Annotated in this window: 18 protein-coding genes; 13 read left to right on the top strand and 5 right to left on the bottom strand. The window is 57.8% G+C overall.

Going from position 1 to position 18789, the window contains the following annotated elements:
• Positions 1-80: 80 nt before the first annotated feature.
• Positions 81-2252, bottom strand: coding sequence for a Zn(II)/Cd(II)/Pb(II) translocating P-type ATPase ZntA (gene zntA, locus NUX24_RS16285; RefSeq protein ID WP_257832822.1), 2172 nt, complete (start codon positions 2250-2252; stop codon positions 81-83).
• Positions 2253-2328: 76 nt separating this feature from the next.
• Positions 2329-2955: a lysoplasmalogenase gene (locus NUX24_RS16280; RefSeq protein ID WP_024906687.1), complete on the bottom strand. Its 627-nt coding sequence runs from the start codon at positions 2953-2955 to the stop codon at positions 2329-2331.
• A 129-nt stretch (positions 2956-3084) separates the two neighbouring features.
• Between NUX24_RS16280 and NUX24_RS16275 the strand changes: the two genes are divergently transcribed.
• Positions 3085-3441: a DUF2500 domain-containing protein gene (locus NUX24_RS16275; RefSeq protein WP_047650910.1), complete on the top strand. Its 357-nt coding sequence runs from the start codon at positions 3085-3087 to the stop codon at positions 3439-3441.
• A gap of 60 nt (positions 3442-3501) precedes the next feature.
• Here NUX24_RS16275 and NUX24_RS16270 read toward each other — a convergent pair whose 3' ends face one another.
• A complete protein-coding gene (locus NUX24_RS16270) occupies positions 3502-3783 on the bottom strand; it encodes a DUF1145 family protein (RefSeq protein ID WP_010436509.1) in 282 nt (93 codons plus the stop codon).
• Positions 3767-4369, bottom strand: coding sequence for a 16S rRNA (guanine(966)-N(2))-methyltransferase (rsmD, locus tag NUX24_RS16265; protein WP_023310014.1), 603 nt, complete (start codon positions 4367-4369; stop codon positions 3767-3769). Before rsmD ends, NUX24_RS16270 begins: the two co-directional genes overlap by 17 nt.
• 127 nt (positions 4370-4496) lie before the next feature.
• Between rsmD and ftsY the strand changes: the two genes are divergently transcribed.
• The 6 genes from ftsY to livJ all read left to right on the top strand — a co-directional run bounded on the left by ftsY (position 4497) and on the right by livJ (position 11482).
• The gene (gene ftsY, locus NUX24_RS16260) at positions 4497-5957 is read left to right on the top strand and encodes a signal recognition particle-docking protein FtsY (RefSeq protein WP_257832818.1); all 1461 of its coding nucleotides are present in this window, start codon (positions 4497-4499) and stop codon (positions 5955-5957) included.
• 2 nt (positions 5958-5959) lie between these two features.
• Entirely contained in the window at positions 5960-6625 is a 666-nt protein-coding gene (gene ftsE / locus NUX24_RS16255) for a cell division ATP-binding protein FtsE (RefSeq protein WP_025758973.1), read from the top strand.
• Entirely contained in the window at positions 6618-7673 is a 1056-nt protein-coding gene (gene ftsX / locus NUX24_RS16250; RefSeq protein WP_045909157.1) for a permease-like cell division protein FtsX, read from the top strand. Before ftsE ends, ftsX begins: the two co-directional genes overlap by 8 nt.
• A gap of 251 nt (positions 7674-7924) precedes the next feature.
• Positions 7925-8782, top strand: coding sequence for an RNA polymerase sigma factor RpoH (gene rpoH / locus NUX24_RS16245; RefSeq protein ID WP_024906692.1), 858 nt, complete (start codon positions 7925-7927; stop codon positions 8780-8782).
• Between the two features lie 136 nt (positions 8783-8918).
• On the top strand, positions 8919-10184 hold the full coding sequence (locus NUX24_RS16240; protein ID WP_029741816.1) for a 4-aminobutyrate--2-oxoglutarate transaminase: 1266 nt from the start codon (positions 8919-8921) through the stop codon (positions 10182-10184).
• A gap of 197 nt (positions 10185-10381) precedes the next feature.
• On the top strand, positions 10382-11482 hold the full coding sequence (gene livJ, locus NUX24_RS16235) for a branched chain amino acid ABC transporter substrate-binding protein LivJ (protein ID WP_148103336.1): 1101 nt from the start codon (positions 10382-10384) through the stop codon (positions 11480-11482).
• Between the two features lie 96 nt (positions 11483-11578).
• Here the strand turns inward: livJ and panM are convergent, their stop codons facing one another.
• Positions 11579-11968 carry an aspartate 1-decarboxylase autocleavage activator PanM gene (gene panM / locus NUX24_RS16230; protein ID WP_023310021.1) on the bottom strand — a complete coding sequence of 130 codons (390 nt, stop codon included), beginning with the start codon at positions 11966-11968 and terminating at the stop codon, positions 11579-11581.
• 424 nt (positions 11969-12392) lie between these two features.
• Here panM and livK point away from each other — a divergent pair, with 424 nt between their 5' ends.
• From livK to ugpB, 6 genes are all read left to right on the top strand, one after another.
• Positions 12393-13502: a high-affinity branched-chain amino acid ABC transporter substrate-binding protein LivK gene (livK, locus tag NUX24_RS16225; protein ID WP_047653117.1), complete on the top strand. Its 1110-nt coding sequence runs from the start codon at positions 12393-12395 to the stop codon at positions 13500-13502.
• A 46-nt stretch (positions 13503-13548) separates the two neighbouring features.
• Positions 13549-14475: a high-affinity branched-chain amino acid ABC transporter permease LivH gene (gene livH / locus NUX24_RS16220; RefSeq protein WP_013099131.1), complete on the top strand. Its 927-nt coding sequence runs from the start codon at positions 13549-13551 to the stop codon at positions 14473-14475.
• Positions 14472-15749: a high-affinity branched-chain amino acid ABC transporter permease LivM gene (locus NUX24_RS16215; protein WP_257832808.1), complete on the top strand. Its 1278-nt coding sequence runs from the start codon at positions 14472-14474 to the stop codon at positions 15747-15749. The genes livH and NUX24_RS16215 overlap by 4 nt, the downstream gene beginning before the upstream one ends.
• Positions 15746-16513, top strand: a complete 768-nt coding sequence (gene livG / locus NUX24_RS16210; RefSeq protein WP_023310024.1) for a high-affinity branched-chain amino acid ABC transporter ATP-binding protein LivG — start codon at positions 15746-15748, stop codon at positions 16511-16513. Before NUX24_RS16215 ends, livG begins: the two co-directional genes overlap by 4 nt.
• Position 16514: 1 nt before the next feature.
• Positions 16515-17228 carry a high-affinity branched-chain amino acid ABC transporter ATP-binding protein LivF gene (gene livF / locus NUX24_RS16205; RefSeq protein ID WP_008500102.1) on the top strand — a complete coding sequence of 238 codons (714 nt, stop codon included), beginning with the start codon at positions 16515-16517 and terminating at the stop codon, positions 17226-17228.
• 239 nt (positions 17229-17467) lie between these two features.
• Entirely contained in the window at positions 17468-18784 is a 1317-nt protein-coding gene (gene ugpB, locus NUX24_RS16200; protein WP_059445326.1) for a sn-glycerol-3-phosphate ABC transporter substrate-binding protein UgpB, read from the top strand.
• The last annotated feature ends 5 nt before the right edge of the window (positions 18785-18789 follow it).

Raw genomic sequence — 18789 nt, 5'->3', positions numbered from 1 at the left:
GGGTGGCGGCTTCGCCTTACCCGACCTACGAGTTAGCAGGACATGGAGGCCCGGTAAGCGCTAGCGCCACCGGGCTTTTTTTACCGGCGACGAAGCAGCCGCAGCGCGTTCGCCGTCACCAGTACCGTTGCCCCGGTATCCGCCAGCACCGCCAGCCACAGTCCGGTCATGCCGAGCAGCGTCGTCACGAGGAAAATTCCTTTCAGCCCGAGCGCAATGCCGATGTTCTGACGGATGTTGGCCCGCGTCGCGCGCGCCAGGCTAATCATCTGCGCCAGCCCGGTCAGGCGGTTGTGCGTCAATGCCGCGTCGGCCGTTTCCAGCGCCACGTCGGTGCCGCTGCCCATCGCTATACCGATGGTGGACGCTTTCATCGCCGGGGCATCGTTAATCCCGTCACCGACCATTGCCAGCGGCGCGCGAGCGTTCAGCTCCGTCACGGCGCTGACCTTATCCGCAGGCAACAGTCCGGCTTTAAACTCCAGCCCTAGCTCACCGGCAATCGCTGCCGCCGCGCGAGGGTTATCACCGGTGAGTATAACGCCCTGCACGCCCAGCTTGTGCAGCGCCGCCACGGCTCCTTTGGCGTCATCGCGCAGGGTATCGCGCAGTGCCAGCATCCCTTTCGCGACGCCGTCCTGCAGGACGATCACGACGGTTTGTCCGGTCTGTTCTAACGCCTCAACCTCTGGATTAGAAGACTTGCCCGCCGCGACAATCAGCACCTTTTTACCGTCAACGATGGCCTCAATCCCTGACCCGACCAGCGCCCGCTGGGCGATTGCCGGAGGGATGTCCAGCCCGCGCGACTGCGCTTCTCGCACCATCGCCTGCGCCAGCGGGTGAGTGGACCCCTGTTCAACGGCGGCGGCCAGGGTCAGCAGCTCATCTTCACTGATTTCCTGCGGATATACGCCGGTTACCTGCGGCTTACCCACGGTTAACGTACCGGTTTTATCGAAGGCGATATGCTGGACCTGGCTCAGTTGCTCCAGCGCCGCGCCGCCCTTAATCAGCGCCCCGCGACGCGCCGCCGACGCAAGACCTGAGGTAATCGCAGCCGGGGTGGAAATCACCAGCGCGCACGGGCAGCCAATCAGCAGCAGCGTCAGCCCTTTATAAATCCAGCCCTCCCACGGCGCGCCAAATAACAGCGGCGGGACGACGGTGACCAGCAGGGCAACCAGCATGATGGCAGGGGTATAAATTCGGCTGAAGCGATCGATAAAGCGTTCGACCGGCGCGCGGCGCTCTTCGGCCTCTTCAATCAGCTTAAGGATACGGTCGATGGCGCTGTCGCCCGGCTCGGAAAGCACGGTGAGCTGCACCAGACGGTCGACGCTGGTGGCGCCAGCAGGCACTTTTTCACCCGCGGCGCGCTCTACCGGAATGGATTCCCCGGTCAGGGCGCTTTCATCAAAGCTCGCGGTGGCGGTAAGCAGCGCGCCGTCTGCAGGCAGACGCCCCCCTGCGGCCACCTCAATCACGTCGCCCGGACGCAGCGTAGTGATGGCGACCGTTTCACGCGTGCCGTTTACCACGCGCGTGGCGGTTTCCGGCTTCAGCGCCATCAGCGCGCTGACCCCTTTACGCGCCCGGCTCGCCGCCCAGCCCTCAAGGCGTTCGCCGATTAAGAACAGCAGCAGTACCATCGCCGCTTCTGCCGTCGCGCCAATGAACAGCGCGCCGATTGCCGCCACGCTCATCAGCGTTTCGATGGCAAACCAGCTGCCGCTTTTCATCAGGCGCAGCGCCTGACGGGCAATCGGGAACAGGCCGACCAGCGTGGTGGCGATAAACGCCAGATTGCCGAACGGATGGTTAATCTGCTCCAGCCCCCAGCTCAGGGCCATCATGATGATGAGGGTAACGAGCGGCAGGTTTTCTTTCAGGGTGGAGGCTTTTTCAACGGGCGTCGTTTCGCTGCGCAGGGTATAGCCCGCCTTGCTGACGGCGGCTTCAACCTGTTTGCTGACGTCGGTATCGGCGCTAACCAGCAGCTTTTCGGTGGCGAACAGCACCTGAACGTGACTCACGCCCGGCACCTGTTTGACGGCGTTTTCCACCTTGCGGGCGCAGGCCGCGCAGTCCATGCCGTTGACGACCCAGCTGTAGCGGTTGCCGCTTTCAGGAAGGGGTTGAGTTGGCGTTTCGCACGCGCCTTCGCAGCAGCAGTCGTCTTTCGACGGCACCGGGCTGAGCTTAAGTGCCGAGAATTGAGGTACTTTTTTAGGTATTTCTGGAGTCGACATGGCAGTCTCCGGCAATGATAATTTTCTCATTAACCGCAGCATACACTCTGGAGTCGACTCCAGAGTCAAGCGCTATTTAGATATACAGCGAACGCACAATCAGGAAATGCCCGGCAAAGTAACACGCGGCGGCAATCGCGTTATCCGCCCGGAAGCGGCGGCGATAGTGGCTGCCCAGCCAGACGACATTCCCGATCAGCAGCAGCGCGGCGCCGAAGAAAGCGGACATCGCCGGAGCGGTCGGACGGAAGAACCACAGCTCGCCTGCCAGCCACACCATCACCAGCGTCATGGCGATAAACGTACAGACCGGCAAACGCATCTCTTCCAGTCGTGACCAGATCACCGCAATCAGCAGCGCGCCAATCACCAGCAGCACCAGCGGCAGCGGCCAGAAGAAGGAGAGCGTCATCTGGCTGGCAAAGTAGATGGTATACAGCAGATGGGAGAGGAAGAACGCGCCCACAGCATAGAGCAGACGCTGGCGCGGCAGCAGGGTTAAGGCATCGCCAATCAGGGATGCACAAAGCCCGGCGAGCACCAGATAGCTGACGGCGTTAAACATCGGCGCTTGCCAGGCCAGCAGCAGCAGGAGCAACAGCGTGACCGGTTTAAACAACCAGCGCTGCCATGTGGGACCGCGGTACGACGCATCGACATAAAGCCATGCGGAAAAACAGACAGCGATAAATGACCAAAGCATATTAACTCCCTGTATCTGTTAAGTCTGAATAATCAGTTTCTGATCCAGTGTAGTGACGCGGGCGGGCGTTTGGCAATGGCGGGGGAGGCAAGGTATCCTGAATTCCGCAAAATCTGATGGGATTGTCGAATGAGCAAGATGCCGCTTTTTTTCATTATCGTGGTGGCGATTATCGTCATTGCCGCCTCGTTCCGTTTCGTGCAGCAGCGCCGCGAGAAGGCGGATAACGATGCCGCACCGCTGATGCAAAAGCGCGTGGTGGTGACCAACAAACGCGAGAAACCGCTCAACGATCGCCGCTCGCGCCAGCAGCAGGTGACGCCTGCGGGCACAGCAATGCGCTATGAGGCGAGCTTTAGGCCGGAAACGGGCGGCCTGGAGATGACCTTCCGCCTGGAGGCGCAGCAGTACCATCAGCTGACGGTGGGGGAGAAAGGAACTCTGAGCTACAAAGGGACGCGGTTTGAAGGGTTCAGGACGGAATAATGCACGCACGGTCCCCTCTCCCTGTGGGAGAGGGTTAGACTGAGGCCATCAGGCCGCACCTTACTTCTTCACCTGCGCCTTAAATTTCTTCATCCACACCAGCAGCTCAAACACGCCGAAAATAAATACGCGAAGCTGCTGCCAGCCCGTCATCTGCGGGCCGTCTTTCGGCAGACCGTTTTTCAGCATCACCATCTGCAGGGCGTGCATAAACGACGTGAAAATCAGCGCGACGTTAACGAAAATATTCATCGGGCGCGGGAACGGGTGCACCAGATTCAGAATCAGGAACGCCCAGACGCCCAGCATCAGCAAACGTCCCAGGTTAATCAGTACCGGCATCGGAGCCTCCTTGTGCCTGACGGTGATAAAGACGATAGGCCACCTGACCAGCGACCTTTTCGCGGTGCAGATCCCAGTGGGCGGGAACAGGTGGTAAACCGTTTTCCACTTCGCTTTCAACGTAAATTAGCGCGTCATCCGCCAGCCAGCCGTTTTGCTCCAGCAGGGATAACGTCTCTTCCAGCAGCCCCTTGCGGAACGGCGGGTCGACAAACACCACGTTATGCGGCGTGCCTTTCTGCGCAAGAAAACTCAGCGTGTTGGTGTTCACGACTTTGGCGTTGCTCGCCTTCAGCGTCGCCAGATTTTGCTGCAGCGTCTGCGCAACGCCGCGCTCCATCTCCAGCAGCGTGGCGCTGGCGGCATAGCGCGACAGCGCTTCCAGTCCGAGCGCGCCGCTTCCGGCGAAGCAGTCCAGGCAGTGGGCGTCTACCATTGACGGGGCCAGCCAGTTAAACAGCGTCTCGCGCACGCGGTCGGTGGTAGGGCGTAAACCGGGGCTGTCCGGCACCGGTAATTTCCGGCCTCGCCACTGACCGCCGATAATACGAATTTGACCGGCCGGGGCGCGGTTGGGTTTCTTCATCTCAGGAAAGCTCTGTTAACAATTGGCCTGCGATTGCGGGCGGTGATGTCAATTAAGTAAAGTGTTAGACTATTTCATCATTTTTTTAGCTTCCATGTATATAGCGCCGCGAGGAGTGTAGTCGCAGATGGCAAAACAAAAAAAACGTGGCTTCTTTTCCTGGCTGGGCTTCGGTGAAAAAGAGCAAGAAACAGAACAGAAAACCGAAGAGCAACAAGCCGTTGAAGAGCAGTCACAGCCTGAAACGCCTGTAGAAACCGCCGCGGTTGTCGACGCGGAAGAAACGGCGCACAGCAAAGAAGAGATTGAAACCTTTGCACAAGAGGTGGTTGAGGTCACGGAACAGGTTCAGGAGAGCGAGAAGCCAGAACCGATTATCGTTGAGGACATTACCGAAGCGCCACAGGCCGTTATCGAGCACGAAGAGCTGCCGCTACCGGAAGAGGTGAAAGCGGAAGAGGTCTCTGCAGAAGAGTGGCAGGCGGAAGCGGAAACCGTTGAAATTGTTGAGGCGGTGGAAGAAGAAGCGGCACTCGAGCCAGAGCTGACCGACGAAGAGCTGGAAGCCCAGGCGCTGGCGGCAGAAGCCGCGGAAGAAGCGGTCATCGTCGTGCCGGTGGAAGAGCAGGCCGAAGACGAGATCGTCCAGGAGCAGGAAAAACCGACCAAAGAAGGTTTCTTTGCGCGCCTGAAGCGCAGCCTGCTCAAAACCAAAGAAAACTTAGGTTCCGGATTTATCAGTCTGTTCCGCGGCAAGAAGATCGACGACGATCTCTTTGAAGAGCTGGAAGAACAGTTGCTGATTGCGGACGTCGGCGTGGAAACCACCCGTAAGATCATCGCCAACCTGACCGAAGGGGCGAGCCGCAAACAGCTGCGCGACGCCGAAGCGCTGTACGGTCTGCTGAAAGACGAGATGGGCGAAATTCTCGCAAAAGTTGACGAACCGCTTAATATTGAAGGCAAAACGCCATTTGTTATTCTGATGGTCGGCGTGAACGGCGTGGGTAAAACCACCACCATCGGCAAGCTGGCGCGTCAGTTCGAGCAGCAGGGCAAATCGGTGATGCTGGCGGCGGGCGATACCTTCCGCGCGGCAGCGGTTGAGCAGCTGCAGGTCTGGGGCCAGCGCAACAACATTCCGGTGATTGCCCAGCATACCGGCGCTGACTCCGCGTCCGTGATCTTCGATGCCATCCAGGCGGCGAAGGCGCGCAACGTGGACGTGCTGATTGCCGATACCGCAGGGCGTTTGCAGAACAAATCGCACCTGATGGAAGAGTTGAAGAAAATCGTTCGCGTCATGAAGAAGCTGGACGAAGACGCACCGCATGAAATTATGCTGACCATTGATGCCAGCACCGGACAGAATGCCATCAGTCAGGCGAAGCTGTTCACTGAAGCGGTAGGACTGACGGGGATCGCGCTGACCAAGCTGGACGGCACCGCGAAAGGCGGGGTGATCTTCTCCGTGGCCGACCAGTTCGGCATTCCTATCCGTTACATCGGTGTGGGCGAGCGTATTGAGGATTTGCGTCCGTTTAAGGCGGACGACTTTATTGAGGCATTATTTGCCCGAGAGGACTAACAATGATTCGCTTTGAACACGTCAGCAAGGCCTATCTCGGTGGGAGACAAGCGCTGCAGGGGGTGACATTCCACCTGCAGCCGGGTGAGATGGCATTCCTGACCGGCCATTCCGGCGCGGGGAAAAGTACCCTGCTCAAGCTTATCTGTGGGATCGAGCGGCCAAGCGCCGGGAAAATCTTTTTCGGCGGCCATGAGATCAGCCGCCTGAAAAACCGCGAAGTGCCGTTCCTGCGTCGTCAGATCGGCATGATTTTCCAGGATCACCACCTGCTGATGGATCGCACCGTTTTCGATAACGTGGCCATTCCGCTGATTATTGCCGGTGCCAGCTATGACGATATCCGCCGTCGCGTTTCTGCGGCGCTGGATAAGGTCGGGCTGCTGGACAAAGCGAAGAACTTCCCGATCCAGCTCTCCGGCGGTGAACAGCAGCGCGTGGGCATCGCCCGCGCGGTGGTGAACAAGCCTGCGGTGCTGCTGGCGGATGAACCGACCGGTAACCTGGACGATGCCCTGTCAGAAGGGATTTTGCGTCTGTTTGAGGAATTCAACCGCGTAGGGGTCACGGTATTGATGGCGACGCACGACATCGGGCTGATTTCCCGTCGTTCGTACCGCATGCTGACCCTGAGCGACGGTCATTTGCACGGAGGCCACGGTGAATAAGCGTGATGCAATAAACCAGATTCGGCAGTTCGGAAACCGGTTTGACCGTTTCCGTAAGCCGCAGGGCGGTGGTGATGGCAATCGTAATGCGCCGAAGCGCCAGAAGGCCGCGCCAAAACCGGCCTCCCGTAAAACCAACGTGTTCAACGAGCAGGTGCGCTACGCTTTCCACGGCGCGCTGCAGGACCTGAAAAGCAAACCGCTGGCGACGTTCCTGACGGTGATGGTGATCGCCATCTCCCTGACGCTGCCAAGCGTCTGCTATATGGTCTATAAAAACGTCAACCAGGCGGCCTCACAGTATTATCCGTCTCCGCAGATCACGGTCTATCTGGATAAAGCCCTCGACGATAACGCCGCCGCGCAGGTGGTTGGGCAAATCCAGGCCGAGCAGGGCGTGGAGAAGGTCAACTATCTCTCGCGTGAAGACGCCCTAGGCGAGTTCCGTAACTGGTCTGGCTTTGGCGGCGCGCTGGATATGCTTGAAGAGAACCCGCTGCCCGCCGTGGCGGTGGTGATCCCGAAGCTGGATTTCCAGGGGACCGATTCGCTTAACACCCTGCGCGATCGCATCACGCGCATTAAGGGCATTGATGAAGTGCGCATGGACGACAGCTGGTTTGCGCGTCTCTCAGCCCTGACCGGGCTGGTAGGACGCGTCGCGGCGATGATTGGCGTGCTGATGGTGGCGGCGGTCTTCCTCGTCATCGGCAACAGCGTGCGCCTGAGCATCTTTGCCCGTCGCGATACCATCAACGTGCAGAAACTGATTGGTGCGACGGATGGCTTCATCCTTCGACCGTTCCTTTACGGTGGCGCACTGCTCGGTTTTTCCGGTGCATTTCTTTCACTGATATTGTCAGAAATTTTGGTGATGCGGCTCTCGTCTGCCGTCACTGAAGTGGCGCAGGTTTTCGGAACGAAGTTTGATATCAGTGGCTTAGGCTTCGATGAGTGCCTGTTGCTGCTGCTGGTTTGTTCGATGATTGGGTGGGTGGCAGCCTGGCTGGCAACCGTTCAACATTTACGTCACTTTACTCCCGACTAATAAAAGCGTGATATAATCTTTCCCTGCACCGATAAGTTCGCTCTGCAGGGAAAGCGTCCCTGTTGTCGCTTCCCCTGTTATCATCTCCATGTCACAATTTGTGCGTAATTTATTCACCGTTGCACCTGGAACTTGTGGATAAAATCACTGTCTGATAAAAGAGTGAATGCTAATCTCGTTGCTCAAACGCTTTGGCATGGTTGTTGCCTGACGGGGACAACCTGGACCAGAAGAAACATTGAGAGGAATGAATGACCAAAGAAATGCAAACTTTAGCTTTAGCCCCTGTTGGTAACCTGGAATCTTATATCCGGGCTGCGAACACCTGGCCGATGTTAACGGCCGAGGAAGAAAAGGAGCTTGCTGAAAAGCTGCATTACCAGGGCGATCTGGAAGCAGCTAAGACGCTGATCCTGTCTCACCTGCGCTTTGTTGTTCACGTTGCTCGTAATTATGCGGGCTACGGCCTGCCGCAGGCGGACTTGATTCAGGAAGGTAACATCGGTCTGATGAAGGCTGTACGTCGCTTCAACCCGGAAGTGGGTGTGCGACTCGTCTCCTTCGCCGTACACTGGATCAAAGCAGAAATTCACGAATACGTGCTGCGCAACTGGCGTATCGTGAAAGTCGCCACGACAAAAGCGCAGCGTAAACTGTTCTTTAACCTGCGTAAAACCAAGCAGCGTCTGGGCTGGTTCAACCAGGATGAAGTGGAAATGGTGGCGCGCGAGCTGGGCGTAACCAGCAAAGACGTGCGTGAGATGGAATCCCGTATGGCCGCGCAGGACATGACCTTTGATATGTCCTCCGACGACGACGCATCTGACAGCCAGCCGATGGCCCCGGTTCTGTATCTGCAGGATAAAACCTCTAACTTTGCTGACGGCATCGAAGAAGATAACTGGGAAGATCAGGCCGCGAACAAGCTGACCCATGCGATGGAAGGCCTCGACGAACGTAGCCAGGATATTATCCGCGCCCGCTGGCTGGACGAAGACAACAAGTCCACGCTGCAGGAGCTGGCCGACCGCTACGGCGTTTCTGCGGAACGTGTCCGTCAGCTTGAAAAGAACGCCATGAAAAAACTTCGCGCCGCTATCGAAGCGTAATTTTCGCGAAGTACACCGAGAACCCCTGGATGAAAGTCTGGGGGTTTTGTTTTTTTAGCGCCCGCTCTGGCGAATTCTCTCCCCCTGGCAAACACTTACTGATGCGCTAAGCAGGCGACTTTCTCAGGGGGACAGGGTGAAAAATAACGAACTGAACGACCGGCGTTTACAGGCGACGCCGCGCGGTATCGGCGTGATGTGTAACTTCTATGCCGATAAAGCTGAAAACGCCACGGTGTGGGACGTGGAAGGCAACGAGTACATCGACTTCGCCGCCGGGATCGCGGTGCTGAATACCGGCCATCGCCATCCCAAAGTCATTTCCGCCATCGAAAAACAGCTCCACGCCTTTACCCATACGGCGTACCAGATCGTGCCGTATGAAGGCTATGTGGCGCTTGCCGAGCGCATCAACCAGCGCGTGCCCGTTGACGGTCCGGCCAAAACCGCGTTCTTCTCCACGGGGGCTGAGGCGGTCGAAAACGCGGTCAAAATTGCCCGGGCGTACACCAAACGTCCTGGCCTTATCACCTTTGGCGGCGCGTTCCACGGCCGCACCTTTATGACCATGGCGCTGACCGGCAAAGTTGCGCCGTACAAGCTCGGCTTTGGCCCGTTCCCCGGTTCGGTTTATCACGCGCAGTATCCGAATGAACTGCACGGCGTCAGCACGGCGGAAGCGTTGAAAAGCCTGGAACGTATCTTTAAAGCGGATATCGCACCTGACCAGGTCGCGGCCATTATTCTCGAACCGGTTCAGGGAGAGGGCGGTTTCAACATTGCGCCAGCTGATTTTATGCAGGCGCTGCGCGCCCTGTGCGACACCCACGGTATTTTGCTGATTGCCGACGAGGTGCAAAGCGGCTTTGCCCGTACCGGCAAGCTATTCTCGATGGAACACCACTGCGTGAAGCCCGATCTGATCACCATGGCGAAAAGCCTGGCGGGCGGGATGCCGCTCTCTGCGGTGTCGGGCCGTGCTGAAGTGATGGATGCGCCCGCGCCTGGCGGGCTGGGCGGTACCTACGCCGGAAATCCGCTGGCGATTGCCGCGGCGCATGCCGTGCTCGACGTGATTGATGAAGAGGATCTCTGCACGCGCTCGGCGCATCTTGGCCATCACCTGGTGGAAGTGCTGAACAAAGCAAAGGAACACTGCCCGTATATCGCTGACATTCGCGCCCAGGGCTCGATGGTGGCGGTGGAGTTTAACGACCCGCAAACGGGTCAGCCTTCGCCGGAATTTACCCGCCAGGTGCAGGAGCGCGCGTTGCAGGAAGGGCTGCTTCTTCTGAGCTGCGGCGTCTACGGCAACGTCATTCGTTTCCTGTATCCGCTGACGATCCCCGAAGCGCAGTTCCGTAAAGCGCTGGACATTATCTCCGCGTCGCTGACACGTTAAAGCCATATGCCCGGCGAAAATCCCTGCCGGGCCTATCATATATTCATTTCAAATTAGCTATTCCAAAATCATAAAAATCGGGTATGTTTTAGCAGAGTATGCTGAAAAAGCGCGGACAGCACACCTATAAATGACATAAAGCGCTGCACAACAACATCACAACAATCGTAATAACCATAATAATGGGGAATCTCAGGATGAACATGAAGGGTAAAGCGTTACTGGCAGGATGTATCGCGTTGGCATTCAGCACCATGGCACAGGCAGACATCAAGGTGGCTGTGGTTGGCGCAATGTCCGGTCCGGTAGCACAGTACGGCGACCAGGAGTTTACCGGCGCTGAACAGGCGGTTGCAGACATTAATGCTAAGGGCGGTATCAAAGGCGAAAAACTGCAGATCGTAAAATATGATGATGCCTGTGACCCGAAACAAGCGGTCGCGGTCGCGAACAAAGTGGTGAACGACGGGATCAAATACGTTATCGGTCACCTGTGCTCTTCCTCTACTCAGCCTGCGTCTGACATCTACGAAGACGAAGGTATTCTGATGATCACCCCGGCAGCGACCGCACCGGAGCTGACGTCGCGGGGTTATAAGCTCATCCTGCGCACCACCGGCCTGGACTCTGACCAGGGCCCAACCGCGGCGAAATACATCGTTGAAAAAGTGAAGCCGAAGCGCATTGCTATCGTTCATGACAAGCAGCAGTACGGTGAAGGTCTGGCGCGTTCAGTGCAGGACAACCTCAAGAAAGCGAATGCCGACGTGGTGTTCTTCGACGGGATCACCGCCGGTGAGAAAGACTTCTCCACCCTGGTGGCGCGTCTGAAGAAAGAGAATATTGATTTCGTTTATTACGGTGGCTACCACCCGGAAATGGGCCAGATCCTGCGCCAGGCGCGCGCCGCGGGCCTGAAAACCCAGTTTATGGGCCCGGAAGGCGTGGCGAACGTTTCCCTGTCTAACATTGCGGGTGAATCAGCCGAAGGCCTGCTGGTGACCAAACCGAAGAACTACGATCAGGTCCCTGCGAACAAACCTATCGTAGATGCCATCAAGGCGAAGAAACAGGATCCAAGCGGCGCGTTCGTCTGGACCACCTACGCGGCGCTGCAGTCTCTGCAGGCGGGCCTGAACCAGTCGGCCGATCCGGCTGAGATTGCCACCTGGCTGAAAGCGAACACGGTCCAGACCGTCATGGGGCCACTCTCCTGGGACGCGAAGGGCGACCTGAAGGGCTTCGAGTTCGGCGTGTTTGACTGGCATGCTAACGGCACGGCGACTGACGCAAAATAAAAGCAAAAAGGCAACGTAAGTTGCCTTTTTTAATGTTTTCTCCCTCTCCCACGGGGAGAGGGAGAGGGCCGGGGTGAGGGCATCAGGCAGCACAAATCAGCCCTGGCGCTTCTCCCACCCGCTCTCCTGCGCCGTAAACCCTAATGCCTGCATAAACGCCGCCATCACGCCGCGGTCTTCCACGCCCACGTCAGCCATCCACCATGAAGTCACACTCGGGTTTTCGCGGATCACTTCTTCAATTAAATACTGGCCCACGCCGCGACGACGGGTGACGTCACGTACGCGCAGCGAGTCCAGCGCCCCTTCCGTACCGCTCAGGGTGACGCGAACCGCTGCCAGCAGGCGTTCGTTAAAACGCGCGGCATAAATGCGGTGGGTCTCATCAACGCGCAGCGATGAAGGGGAATATTCCGGCCAGATCTTGCCCAGGTCGATATGATCCTGGTCGCTAAAGGTCACCAGACGCACGATAGTCAGTTTCATTAGCTACTTGTCCAAATCAAATTGAGTAGAGGCAGTGTACTCAATTTATTCACTCAGCGGCTTCCTCTTTTTATTCTCATTAACCAGGTGATTAGTTTTTTGGCAACGCGATGGGCAGTTTGAAAACACATGGATCGAAAAATAAGCAGAATTTTAACCTGAATGGTAGTGATTTATTCGGCGCTTTGTACCGTTATTTTATGCTGCAAACTGCACTTTTATTTGTTTATCTCTGCCTGATTTCAGAATATTATCTTTGCTTAATAGTCTGAAAAATAGAGATTTTAGTCTGGTTTTTGACAAAAAACTGCGCTAAACCATTAAAGGCACTGGTAAAAATAGCGTTGTTCATTAAAAGTACAGAATGCTTTTTAACCATAATAAAACAAAATATAAACACGACATCACGAATGGGGATTCAGAGATGAAAAGGAACGCGAAGACGTTAATCGCGGGGATGGTCGCACTGTCGATCTCGCATGCCGCCATGGCGGAGGACATTAAGGTTGCGGTAGTGGGCGCGATGTCCGGCCCTGTTGCCCAGTGGGGTGACATGGAGTTCAACGGCGCGCGCCAGGCCATCAAAGACATCAATGCTAAGGGCGGCATCAAAGGCGACAAGCTGGTAGGCGTGGAATATGACGACGCCTGCGATCCTAAACAGGCCGTCGCGGTCGCCAACAAAATCGTTAACGACGGTATTCAGTATGTGATCGGCCACCTGTGCTCATCCTCCACGCAGCCTGCCTCTGATATTTACGAAGACGAAGGCATTCTGATGATCACCCCGGGCGCAACTAACCCGGAGCTGACCCAGCGCGGCTACCAGCACATCATGCGTACCGCCGGTCTGGACTCCTCGCAGGGCCCCACCGCCGCCAAATACATCCTCGAGACCGTTAAGCCACAGCGCATTGCCATTATTCATGACAAACAGCAGTACGGCGAAGGCCTGGCGCGCTCCGTGCAGGACGGCCTGAAAAAAGGCGGCGCGAACATCGTCTTCTTCGACGGCATTACCGCCGGTGAGAAAGACTTCTCCGCGCTGATTGCTCGCCTGCAAAAAGAGAATATCGACTTCGTTTACTACGGTGGCTACTACCCGGAGATGGGCCAGATGCTGCGTCAGGCGCGCGCCACCGGTCTGAAGACCCAGTTTATGGGGCCAGAGGGCGTGGGCAATGCATCCCTGTCAAACATCGCGGGGGATTCTGCCGAAGGCATGCTGGTGACGATGCCAAAACGCTATGACCAGGATCCGGCCAACAAGGCTATCGTGGATGCGCTCAAGGCGCAGAAGAAAGATCCGAGTGGTCCGTACGTCTGGATCACCTACGCGGCCGTACAGTCTCTGGCCACCGCGCTGGAACGCTCCGGCAGTAAAGAACCGCTGGATCTGGTGAAAGATTTAAAAGCGCACGGGGCGAACACCGTGATTGGGCCGCTGAACTGGGATGAGAAAGGCGATCTGAAGGGATTTGAGTTTGGTGTCTTTAAGTGGCACGCCGACGGTTCATCCTCGGCCGCCAAATAATTATCCCACCGCCCGGCATGACGGGCGGGTATAAAAAGGTTTGCATATGTCCGAGCAGTTTCTCTATTTCCTGCAGCAGATGTTTAACGGCGTCACGCTGGGAAGCACCTACGCGCTGATTGCCATCGGCTATACGATGGTTTACGGCATTATCGGCATGATCAACTTCGCCCACGGCGAGGTGTACATGATCGGTAGCTACGTCTCCTTTATGATTATCGCCGCCCTGATGATGATGGGCATCGACAGCAGCTGGCTGCTGGTCGCCGCCGGGTTTGTCGGCGCGATTGTGATTGCCAGCGCCTACGGCTGGAGCATCGAGCGCGTGGCCTACCGGCCGGTGCGCAGCTCCAAGCGCCTGATTGCGCTGATCTCCGCAATCGGGATGTCGATCTTCCTGCAAAACTACGTCAGCCTGACCGAAGGCTCGCGCGACGTGGCGCTGCCAAGCCTGTTTAACGGCCAGTGGATTGTGGGGGCCAGCGAAAACTTCTCTGCCTCTATCACCACCATGCAGCTGGTTATCTGGGTCGTGACCTTTATTGCGATGCTCGCCCTGACGCTGTTCATCCGCTACTCGCGTATGGGACGCGCCTGCCGCGCGTGCGCAGAAGACCTGAAGATGGCGAGCCTGCTCGGCATTAACACCGACCGCGTGATTGCCCTGACCTTCGTCATTGGTGCAGCGATGGCGGCGGTGGCGGGTGTCCTGCTGGGCCAGTTCTACGGCGTGATCAACCCGTACATCGGCTTTATGGCCGGGATGAAAGCCTTCACCGCGGCGGTACTGGGCGGTATCGGCAGTATTCCGGGCGCGATGATTGGCGGCCTGATCCTGGGCGTGGCGGAAGCGCTCTCCTCGGCGTATCTGAGCACGGAATATAAAGATGTGGTGTCGTTTGCCCTGCTGATTCTGGTTCTGCTGGTGATGCCTACCGGTATTCTGGGTCGTCCGGAGGTAGAGAAAGTATGAAACCGATGCATTTTGCAATGGCGCTGCTCTCTGCCGCTATGTTCTTCGTGCTGGCGGGCGTCTTTATGGGCGTCCAGCTTGAGCTGAATGGCACCAAACTGGTTGTCGATACCGCAGCTGACATCCGCTGGCAGTGGGTATTTATCGGTACGGCCGTGGTCTTTCTGTTCCAGCTGCTGCGTCCGCTGTTCCAGAAGACGCTGAAAAACGTCTCCGGGCCGAAGTTCGTCCTGCCGGCAATCGACGGGTCTACCGTTAAGCAGAAGCTGTTCCTCGTGGCGCTGCTGGTGGCCGCCGTGGCGTGGCCGTTTGTGGTGTCTCGTGGCACCGTGGATATCGCCACTCTGACCATGATCTACGTGATTCTCGGTCTCGGTCTGAACGTGGTGGTGGGGCTCTCTGGCCTGCTGGTGCTGGGCTACGGCGGCTTCTACGCCATCGGAGCTTACACTTTCGCGCTGCTGAACCACTATTACGGTCTCGGCTTCTGGACCTGCCTGCCGCTGGCGGGGCTGGTTTCAGCTGCCGCAGGCTTCCTGCTCGGCTTCCCGGTGCTGCGCCTGCGCGGTGACTACCTGGCGATTGTGACCTTAGGCTTCGGCGAAATCGTCCGTATCCTGCTGCTCAACAACACCGAAGTGACCGGCGGCCCGAACGGCATCAGCCAGATCCCGAAACCGACCTTCTTCGGACTGGAATTTAGCCGTACCGCCCGCGAAGGCGGCTGGGATACCTTCAGCAACTTCTTCGGCGTGAAGTATGACCCGTCCGACCGCGTGATCTGGCTCTATCTGGTGGCGCTGCTGCTGGTGGTGATTACCCTGTTTGTGATCAACCGTCTGCTGCGCATGCCGCTGGGCCGCGCGTGGGAAGCGCTGCGTGAAGATGAGATCGCCTGCCGCTCTCTGGGCCTGAACCCGACCCGCATCAAGCTGACCGCGTTCACCATCAGCGCCGCGTTTGCCGGTTTCGCCGGAACGCTGTTTGCCGCGCGTCAGGGCTTCGTTAGCCCGGAATCGTTCACCTTTGCCGAATCCGCCTTTGTGCTGGCGATTGTGGTGCTGGGCGGGATGGGCTCGCAGTTCGCCGTTATCCTCGCGGCTATCCTGCTGGTGGTCTCGCGCGAGCTGATGCGCGACTTTAACGAATACAGCATGCTGATGCTGGGTGGTTTGATGGTGCTGATGATGATCTGGCGTCCGCAGGGTCTACTGCCGATGACCCGTCCACAGCTGAAGCTGAAACGCACTCAGGCGAAAGGAGAACAGGCATGAGTCAGCCATTATTATCCGTTAACGGCCTGATGATGCGTTTTGGCGGCCTGCTGGCGGTCAACAACGTGAATCTGGATCTGCACAAGAAAGAGATTGTCTCCCTTATTGGCCCGAACGGCGCGGGGAAAACCACGGTCTTTAACTGTCTGACCGGCTTCTACAAGCCGACGGGCGGCACCATCATGCTGCGCGATCAGCACCTGGAAGGGCTTCCGGGCCAGCAGATCGCCCGCATGGGCGTGGTGCGTACCTTCCAGCACGTGCGTCTGTTCCGCGAGATGACGGTGATTGAGAACCTGCTGGTGGCACAGCATCAGCAGCTGAAAACCGGGCTGTTCTCCGGCCTGCTGAAAACCCCGGCCTTCCGCCGCGCGCAGGATGAAGCGCTCGATCGCGCGGCGACCTGGCTCGACCGAATTGGCCTGCTGCAGCACGCCAACCGTCAGGCGAGCAACCTGGCCTACGGCGACCAGCGTCGCCTGGAGATCGTGCGCTGCATGGTGACGCAGCCGGAAATCCTGATGCTCGACGAACCGGCGGCAGGGCTCAACCCGAAAGAGACCAAAGAGCTGGACGAGCTGATTGCCGAGCTGCGCGACAGTCACGACACCACCATCCTGCTGATTGAGCACGACATGAAGCTGGTGATGGGCATTTCGGACCGTATCTACGTGGTAAACCAGGGCACGCCGCTGGCAAACGGCACGCCGGAAGAGATCCGCAACAACCCGGACGTGATCCGCGCATACCTTGGTGAGGCATAAGATGGAAAAAGCGATGTTAACGTTCGACAAGGTCAACGCGCACTACGGCAAGATCCAGGCGCTGCACGACGTCAGCCTGCACATCAATCAGGGTGAAATCGTCACCCTGATTGGCGCCAACGGCGCGGGCAAAACCACGCTGCTCGGCACCCTGTGCGGCGACCCGCGCGCCACCAGCGGGCGGATTGTGTTCGATGGTAAAGACATTACCGACTGGCAGACCGCCAGAATCATGCGCGAGGCGGTGGCGATTGTCCCGGAAGGGCGCCGCGTCTTCTCCCGCATGACGGTGGAAGAGAACCTGGCGATGGGCGGGTTCTTCGCCCACCGCGATGAATACCAGACCCGCATCAAGTGGGTGTACGAACTCTTCCCGCGCCTGTGGGAGCGCCGCATTCAGCGTGCGGGCACCATGTCCGGCGGTGAGCAGCAGATGCTGGCGATTGGCCGCGCGCTGATGAGCCAGCCGCGCCTGCTGCTGCTGGACGAGCCGTCGCTCGGTCTGGCGCCGATCATCATCCAGCAGATATTCGACACTATCGAGCAGCTGCGCAAAGAGGGGATGACCATCTTCCTCGTTGAGCAGAACGCCAACCAGGCGCTGAAGCTCGCTGACCGTGGCTACGTGCTGGAGAACGGCCGCGTGGTGCTGGAGGATACCGGCGACGCGCTGCTGGCGAACGAAGCGGTGCGGAGCGCGTATCTGGGCGGATAGGTAAAAGCAAAAAGGCAACGCAAGTTGCCTTTTTTAATGTTTTCTCCCTCGCCCCGTGGGTGAGGGCACCAGACAGCACCCAAACCAACCCCCCCTTCACACAACCATCATCCCCCTGACGCCTGGCTGTCACTTATCTGTAAACAAACAGTTATTTTTCTGTAATTCGAGCATGTCATGTTACCTCGCGAGCATAAAACGCGTGATATCGCGCATCCGGCACAATAAGAGAGATGACAATGACATCGTTACGACACACAGCTTTGGGTCTGGCACTGGGTCTGGCTTTTGCGACGAACGCAATGGCTGTGACGACCATTCCGTTCTGGCATTCCATGGAAGGGGAGTTGGGTAAAGAAGTTGACTCCCTGGCGCAGCGTTTCAACGACGCCCATCCGGATTACAAAATTGTGCCGGTGTACAAAGGCAATTACGAGCAGAGCCTGAGCGCGGGTATCGCCGCCTTCCGTACCGGCAACGCGCCTGCGCTGTTGCAGGTTTATGAAGTGGGTACCGCCACCATGATGGCTTCCAAAGCCATCAAGCCGGTCTATGAAGTGTTCAAAGAAGCGGGCATCAACTTCGACGAGTCGCAGTTCGTGCCGACCGTAGCGGGTTACTACACCGATTCCAAAACCGGCCACCTGCTGTCCCAGCCGTTTAACAGCTCCACGCCGGTGCTGTACTACAACAAAGACGCCTTCAAAAAAGCCGGTTTAGACCCGGAGCAGCCGCCAAAAACCTGGCAGGATCTGGCGGAGTACACCGCGAAGCTGAAAGCAGCGGGGATGAAGTGCGGCTACGCCAGCGGCTGGCAGGGCTGGATCCAGATTGAAAACTTCAGCGCCTGGCACGGCCTGCCGGTTGCGACCAAAAACAACGGCTTCGACGGTACCGACGCGGTGCTGGAGTTCAACAAGCCGGAACAGGTGAAGCACATCGCGCTGCTTGCCGATCTTAACAAGAAGGGCGACTTCAGCTACTTCGGACGTAAAGACGAATCCACCGAGAAGTTCTACAACGGCGACTGCGCCATTACCACCGCCTCGTCCGGATCGCTGGCGGATATCCGCCACTACGCCAAATTCAACTACGGCGTGGGCATGATGCCATACGACGCTGACGTGAAGGGTGCGCCGCAGAACGCCATCATCGGCGGGGCCAGCCTGTGGGTGATGCAGGGTAAAGACAAGGGCACCTACAAAGGCGTAGCCGAGTTCCTCGACTTCCTGGCCAAGCCTGAAAACGCCGCCGAATGGCACCAGAAGACCGGCTACCTGCCGATCACCAAAGCCGCGTACGACCTGACCCGCGAGCAGGGCTTCTACAGCAAGAACCCAGGGGCGGACATTGCGACGCGTCAGATGCTGAACAAGCCGCCGTTGCCGTTCACCAAAGGCCTGCGCCTGGGCAACATGCCGCAGATCCGCACCATCGTGGATGAAGAGCTGGAAAGCGTGTGGACCGGGAAGAAAACGCCACAGCAGGCGCTGGATTCTGCGGTAGAGCGCGGGAATCAGCTGCTGCGCCGCTTTGAGCAGTCGACGAAATCGTAAAAAAA

This window comes from Enterobacter sp. HG048 (assembly GCF_024702055.1).
Classification (GTDB): Bacteria; Pseudomonadota; Gammaproteobacteria; order Enterobacterales; family Enterobacteriaceae; genus Enterobacter; species Enterobacter dykesii.
Note: the sequence above shows the minus strand (reverse complement) of the source record. Positions and strands in the feature narration are given on the sequence as shown.